At 63.4% G+C, this 6,304-nt stretch carries 6 protein-coding genes and 1 pseudogene; 3 read left to right on the top strand and 4 right to left on the bottom strand.

What is annotated here, in order from left to right; translation table 11 throughout:
- A partial coding sequence (locus tag RT028_RS19705) for a GGDEF domain-containing protein (protein WP_312937083.1) occupies positions 1-802 on the top strand: 802 nt, incomplete at its 5' end.
- Between the two features lie 25 nt (positions 803-827).
- Here RT028_RS19705 and RT028_RS19700 read toward each other — a convergent pair.
- The gene (locus RT028_RS19700) at positions 828-3,047 is read right to left on the bottom strand and encodes a TonB-dependent siderophore receptor (protein WP_312937081.1); all 2,220 of its coding nucleotides are present in this window, start codon (positions 3,045-3,047) and stop codon (positions 828-830) included.
- A gap of 155 nt (positions 3,048-3,202) precedes the next feature.
- Here RT028_RS19700 and RT028_RS19695 point away from each other — a divergent pair, with 155 nt between their 5' ends.
- Complete coding sequence (locus RT028_RS19695) at positions 3,203-3,601, top strand: VOC family protein (protein ID WP_312937079.1); 399 nt, start codon at positions 3,203-3,205, stop codon at positions 3,599-3,601.
- Between the two features lie 326 nt (positions 3,602-3,927).
- On the opposite strand, the gene RT028_RS19690 is transcribed toward RT028_RS19695, so the two are convergent.
- The 3 genes from RT028_RS19690 to RT028_RS19680 all read right to left on the bottom strand — a co-directional run bounded on the left by RT028_RS19690 (position 3,928) and on the right by RT028_RS19680 (position 5,326).
- Positions 3,928-4,125 carry a hypothetical protein gene (locus tag RT028_RS19690; RefSeq protein WP_312937077.1) on the bottom strand — a complete coding sequence of 66 codons (198 nt, stop codon included), beginning with the start codon at positions 4,123-4,125 and terminating at the stop codon, positions 3,928-3,930.
- Between the two features lie 417 nt (positions 4,126-4,542).
- The gene (locus tag RT028_RS19685; protein ID WP_312937075.1) at positions 4,543-4,896 is read right to left on the bottom strand and encodes an SH3 domain-containing protein; all 354 of its coding nucleotides are present in this window, start codon (positions 4,894-4,896) and stop codon (positions 4,543-4,545) included.
- 103 nt (positions 4,897-4,999) lie between these two features.
- On the bottom strand, positions 5,000-5,326 hold the full coding sequence (locus RT028_RS19680; protein ID WP_312937073.1) for a hypothetical protein: 327 nt from the start codon (positions 5,324-5,326) through the stop codon (positions 5,000-5,002).
- A 349-nt stretch (positions 5,327-5,675) separates the two neighbouring features.
- Here RT028_RS19680 and RT028_RS19675 point away from each other — a divergent pair.
- Positions 5,676-6,304: pseudogene (locus RT028_RS19675) on the top strand (ATP-dependent Clp protease ATP-binding subunit); the annotation flags it as partial.

The raw sequence follows: 6,304 nt of genomic DNA, 5'->3' as shown, positions 1-6,304 counted from the left end.
GGCGGTCGGCGGGCCCGGGGCCATCGCCTTCCCGATTGCCGCATTGCTGTGGTGCGCGTTGAATTACTCGCCGTTTCTACTTTCCTTGCTGGCGTTGGGCGTAGGTTCCACGCTGATCGTGGCTGTCGCGCACAACGTCATGCACTTCAGCCTGCCGCAAAGCGAAACGGCGGTGACCGCGCTGATGTCCGCGCGCCTGGGCATCGCCATGTTGGTGCTCGGGCCATTGGTGGTTGCCTGCGTCAGCCATGCCAACCGCCAGTTGCTCAGGCGCCTGGAGCATCAGGCCACCATCGATCACCTGACCGGCGCGCTCAGCCGCAGTGCGTTCACCCACCAGGCCAGCGCCCTGCTCGACAGTTGCCGCAAGCCTGACTTGCCGTTGACCCTGATGATGCTCGACATCGACCACTTCAAAGCCATCAACGATCGCGATGGTCACGCGGTCGGCGATCAGGTGCTGCGCCAGTTCGCCCACACCGTGCAGGAGCAGTTGGGGCAAGGCGCGTTGTTCGGCCGGCTGGGGGGTGAAGAGTTCGCCATCGTGGTGCCCAATGTCGCCCCGCAGGCCGCCAGCTTCCTTGCAGAACGGTTGCGTCGGGCTGTCGAGGACATGACTGTGCAGGACCACGGCCCGACCCTGCGCATCAGCGTCAGCATCGGCCTGGCCGGCCGCAGCGGGCCGGCGGCCAATGCCGACCTCGACGCCCTGCTGGCCCGGGCTGACCAGGCGCTTTACCTGGCCAAGGCCCAAGGTCGCAATCGTGTGGTGCACGACACCGTGCAGCGCGGGGTGGTCTGAGCGGCAAACGCGTGGCCCGCGTGCCTTACAGCGTCCAGTCGAGGCTGACCATCAGGGTCCGCGGTTCACCGTGATAGACGCCGTTGTAGAAGCCCACGTTGTTGTAGTAGTGCTCATCGAACAGGTTCTTCACGTTGAGTGATGCTGTCAGGTGCTCGTCAACCTGGTAGCGGGCCATCAGGCCAACTACCGCAAAAGCGTTTTGCCGGATTTCTTCGCGGGCGGTGATGATACGGCCGTTGGCGTTGCGCCCGACTGGGCGGTTGGCCAGCCGGTATTTGTCGCTCTGCCAGTCAAGGCTCGCGCCCACGGTCAACGCTGGCGTCATGCGATATGTGCTGGAGAGGCGCACCAGGTTCAAGGGTTGCTCGGTGCCCTTGCGTGTCTTGTCTGCCGCAGCGGCGTGGGTGTAGCTGTAACCCAGGCTCATCTGCCAGTCGGTCATCACCTCGCCCGCCACTTCGGCCTCGAAGCCTTCCACGACGATGCCCTTGCCGCCGCTGGTGTAGAAGACTTCATTGCCATTGGGCGGCACCGAATCGTCCACCTCGGCCACGTTGTCCTGCTTGCTGCGAAACACGGCAGTGCTCAGGTTCAGGCGCTCATCGAGCAGGCTGCCCTTGAGGCCCAGCTCGTAGACCTTGCCGACGATGGGCTCGATGTACTGCTTGTTGACGTCCACCACAGATTGCGGATTGAAGATGTCGGCGTAGCTCACGTAAGCCGTGAAATCATCGGTCAGGTCGAACAGCACGCCAGCATAGGGCGTCCACTGATCGTTCTGCGTCTGCCGGCTGAGGGTCTCGCCGTCGCGGATCAGGGCATCGTCGTAGGTCCAGTTGCGCCGTTCGGTGTCCCAGCCGCCATAACGACTGCCTAGCACCAGGTGGAGGCGGTCGGTGGGGTTCAGGCGCGTGGCGATGTAACCGGCTTTTTGTCGCGTATAGGAGCGCCCGCGGTCGAGCCCGGTTTCCAGGTCATAGAACTTCGGGATGCCACCCATGTATTTCCAGTCGGGGATCGAATCATAGCCATCAGCCACCGGCAGACCGATGCGATACGGCTCACTGTTGCGACGCTCCGACTCCCCATAGCCGACCATGAAGTCATGGCTGCGACCAAGCAGCTGGAAGGGCCCGGCGAGGTTGAAATCGATGGCGTCCATCTTTTCTTCACCACCGAAGTGCGAGTACCAGGCATTCATCCCGCTGCGATCGGCCTCGGGGAACCCGTTGCCGCCGTAGTAGACCTTGCCGTCACTGTCGGTCTGGCGGTGGGTGTAGGCCGCCTTCAGGCGCCAGTCGTTGGCCAGCCGCTGATCGAGCGTGGCGAACACGGTCTGGTCCTTGAGTGGCCAGGACGACCAGGGGGCGCTGAGGTTGGTCGAGCGCGGCAGGTTGGCTTTGCTGCCATCGGCATTCCAGTAAGGCACCGTGCCCCATGACGAGCCTTGTACCTGCTTGTTCTGGTAGTCATAGCCCACGGCCACGACCGTACTGTCGGTGAGGTCGGCTTCGAGCACGCCGTAGGCCACTTCGCGCTGGGTGGCATATTTGTCCATGAAGGATTTGTTGTCGCGGTACGCCAGCACAGTACGACCACGCAAGCGACCGTCCCAGCCCAATGGCCCGCCGACATCCAGGTAGCTGTAGTAGTTGTCGTAGCTGCCTGCACTGACACCGCTCTTGATCGCCAGCTCATGGGTTGGGCGTTTGCGCACCATGGCGATGGTGCCCGACGGGTCACCCGCCCCGGTGGTCAGGCCCGTGGCGCCGCGCACTACCTCGATGCGGTCGTAGATGATGGTGTCCGAGTCGGACTTGAGCCCGGAAAAGGTGTTGAGCATCCCATCGATCTGGAAGTTGTTGATCGCGTAGCCGCGCGAGTAGTAAGTGGGCCGTTCCGAGTCGTTGCGCTGGACGGTGACGCCCGTGACCTGCGCCATGGCTTCGGACAGGGTATTGAGCTTGAAATCATCGAGCTGTTGTCGGGTGACCACCGACACCGATTGGGGCGTTTCCTTGACCGACAGGTTCAGGCGCGTGGCGGCGCTCATGTTACCGGTGGTATAGGAACCGCTGTGTTCGGTGGTGCTGCCCAGACTCATGGCAGTCACCTCGGTCGAGTCGAGCTCGATGACATGCTTCTCAAGCTTTTCTTCGGCTTCGGCCAACGCCAGCGGGCTGAAGATTGACGCGTACAGCCCGACGCTGAGCGACATGGAACGGTAGAGGGACGGGGGCATTGCGAACTGACTCCTTGTGCATGAAGACTCCTGAGGCCGGGAATCTACATGAGAATCATGCGCATATGGAAATAAATTGCGTTGCCCTCGCCCGCCTGCCACTTTTATCGACCTGCAACGACACTGCCCGCACCCCACGACTCTGGAGACCACCCATGTTCAGCCACATCCAGCTCGGCGCCCGCGATCTGCCACGCATGCTCGCGTTCTATGAACCGGTGCTCGCCTGCCTGGGCCTGATACGCGTGCCCGATACCGACGACCAGGGCCCGGCTGGTGCGGGCTGGCAGCCAGCAGCAAGCGACTGGCCGCAGTTCTATGTCCAACTGCCCTTTGACGGCCAAGCGGCCAGCGCCGGCAACGGCACTCAAGTGAGTTTTGCGGCCTCTTCGCCGCATGCGGTGGACGAGGCCTGGCGCTTGGCGCAGCGTCACGGTGGCAGCGATGCAGGCGCTCCAGGGCTGCGTCCGCACTACGGTGCTGGGTTCTACGCGGCGTACTGCCGGGATCCAGAGGGCAACAAGCTGTGCTTCGTTCATGCGCCCGGTCTGTAGAAGCGTACGTGCGTGACCTGGGCCTTCTTTCCAGACTCGCTGGGGCCGACCGCAGCGCGGCCGACGGAGGACGTATTCGGCAAGCGCGCGTTCTTCAAGCGTGCGGATTGCGGCAGCCAGTGCGCGGGTCATGCTCGGCGGACCAGAGGCCTCCGGCGCGGGCATTTGAGGAGTTTCCTGAGCGGCTGCTGATGGCCTCAGGTCCCTGAGCAGCAACGAGTTTGTACAAATTATGCGCAATCCAGCTCAAGCCTTGAGCGCCAAGGCATTCAGCGCGTTATCCACAGACCTGTTCACGGTTTCTGTGGACAAATTTCCTACGGCGATCAGTCGATCTTCGACAAAGCCGCGTTGGCTTGACGGACCAGCTCCCTCCATTCGCGGGTGCTGATCACGCCTGCCTGCTCCAGGACCTGCGCCTGTAGAAGCGCGCGGTCATAGTCGTCTTCATGGAATCGCGTGTGCTCGAGAAAGTGTGTGCGCCACCGCCCCATTGCGGCTGCACCACGCGTGGCGTGCATCATGCTGGTGTCTCCCCTGAGCCAATACGCTGCGCAGGGTACAGGAGCGACTGTGAACAGGTTATGACCTGCCACCCTTGACTGCGACATCTCAAATGAATGGATGGCGCCATCGCACCGACCTGCCCCGGGGCAAGGCAGGCCATGCGGCCAGTGGTCAAGGAGGCGGGATGGTGCCCAGCAGGCCAATGCCGATGGCCAGGACCAGGAAACCGCCGATGAACCATGCGAGCTTGCCCATTGAAACCTCTACAGTGCGTTGAACGGAACGGCATGGCTGGCAACCCCGCGATCACGGCGCGCCACCGGCCCAGCGCAAGCCGTACTGGGTCACTGGGCTGAGCCTATTTTCCCGCTGCGGCTGATACGGTTACAGCGTCAGGTTCGCGAAAAAAAAGCAGATCAGATGGCTTCTGAGGGTCAGTCCTGCAGGCGCAGCACCTCGGCCGGAAGCCAGCCCAGTTCGTTGTCGCTCAGGCGCCGGCACCAGTACCAGCCGTTGAGAGGGCGCAACGTCTCGATCAGTTGGCCAGGTTCGACATCCAGTTCATGGGCGCAGTAAGGCTCGCGGGCACGGCCACGGCCCACGCCGAGCGTTTCGATGATCTGCTCGGGTACCCAGCCCGATACGCAGGCAGCACTGGTGCACAGATACCAGTCCTGCCAGCCCTCGCGGCCTTCATATCGCTGGCCAACCGTCAGCAGTTCGCCGGCCGTAAAGCGGATAGGTTGAGGGTAGTCACTGCGGTGTTGCGTGATGACGACGGCTTTCATGCGCCACTCCCTGGCTGCTGAAAACCGGCGATGCTAGCAGAGGGTGGCGACACAACCTGACGCGCACGACGCGGTGCGCAGCAGGCGTGTGCCACAGGGCAGGTCAGCGTGCGCCGGCCACGCAGGCAGGGCGCTGCTTGAGGTCATTGGCGCTGACTGCCAGCGCGAGTTCGGCCGCCACGTGCCGGGCGCGGCCCACGCCCCAGGCCAGGGCGCGAGTCATCGATTCCCCCGGCCGCGAGTGATAGGCCTCCTCGTGCAAGGCCAGACCCGACGCGCCATAAACCCCCAGGAACAACTGGGTGGCGCCGGTACGAGACAACCGCACCTGCACATCGATGAAGTTGCCATGCGGCACGGCTTCGTCATGCCGACGGTGATGCAGGGTGGGGTCGGCCCATGACCAGAACAAATCACCACGTATGCGCATACCAAGCTCCTCCTGAGACTAAAGGCGTATTGAACGTTTGACGTCTTGCCAACAGTAGACCAAGCGAAGCGGGAAGCAAGGCCTCCACAGCGGATTGTTCGACAATTGGACGACTGTCGAAAGCCCGTACGGTAGACGGCCCTCTGGCATGCCAGAAGACCAATCTCGGCCAAATGCCAGCATCTCGTCGCCCCCGACCGAAGTGCTGATGCTGGCCACCGCTGAGTTGCAGTCAGCGCATCCGGGCCTTCAGCCACACAACACTCGCGCAACTTTCCTACACCAACAGTGGAAAATCCTCTGCCCGCCCCATACCCTGCCCTGATCGACCCTCGCTGCGAGCACGGACATGACAGGGATTGCCCATTTCGAACGGCCACGCTGGTTGCGGGACCTGGTCCGCTTTCTGCCACTCAAAAGCCAGTTCGTGCTATCCGGCAACATCCGCGACCTGCAAGCCACGCAGATCGCGCCCGGCGCCGTCACCGCGCAAAGCTTCAACCAGACCCTGTGCACCGCGCTGCTCGACGCCGGCTACGCCCACGTCCTGATGTGGAACCCGGTCGGTGGTTTTACCGCCCTGACCCGCCCAGGCGGTGACCTGGCCGACAGCCACAAGGTCATGCAGGCCCTGGGCCTGCATCCGGTCGAGGGCGTGGCCCCGGCCGGCATCGATCTGCTCGGCGCCACGCTCGAGCGCCTGGTCCAGCAGAGCGGCGAGCCCGTGGCGCTGATCCTCGACTTCGCCTCCCGTGTGGCGGTGCGCAACGACAACCTCAGCGCCGCCGAGCACCGCCTGTTCACTCAGGCGCTGGTGATGTCGCACCAGGCGCGCAGCCGCCCGGGCACTGCCGAGCGCAAGCCATTTTTCAACACCCTGTTGTGGCTGGTGGAAAAGGAAGGCGACCTGCCCGACTGGCTTCTGGTCGACAACCCGCGCGTGCGTCACGTGCCGGTCGGCAAGCCCGACCAGTGCTG

This window comes from Pseudomonas sp. (assembly GCF_032058845.1).
In the GTDB taxonomy this organism is placed as follows: domain Bacteria; phylum Pseudomonadota; class Gammaproteobacteria; order Pseudomonadales; family Pseudomonadaceae; genus Aquipseudomonas.
Note: the sequence above shows the minus strand (reverse complement) of the source record. Positions and strands in the feature narration are given on the sequence as shown.